Origin of the sequence: Bacillus sp. SIMBA_026 (genome assembly GCF_046535335.1) — a bacterium.
Taxonomy (GTDB): Bacteria; Bacillota; Bacilli; order Bacillales; family Bacillaceae; genus Bacillus; species Bacillus velezensis.
On the sequence record NZ_JAWRWX010000512.1, the window covers coordinates 1 to 233 of the forward strand.

The 233-nt window shown below is 61.4% G+C and carries 1 pseudogene; it reads right to left on the minus strand.

Going from position 1 to position 233, the window contains the following annotated elements:
• A pseudogene (locus tag SB847_RS22355) lies at nucleotides 1–233 on the minus strand (hypothetical protein); the annotation flags it as partial.

Sequence of the window (233 nt, forward strand, 5' to 3'; positions counted from 1 at the left end):
GTATAGGTACCCCACGGGCGGTGCACCTTACGGTGGATACGGCTGGCGGCGTGACCCTGGGAATTGAGTTTCCGGACGATTTCCTTGACGTCCTGCGCACGCGTCTTGTCAACGATCAGCAAGGCGTCGGCAGTGTCCACGACGATTAAGTCGGTGGCGCCCACCAGGCTGACCAGGCGGTCCTCGCTGCGAACATAGCAGTTCGACGAATCATGCAGCAGCGCCTCTCCCTC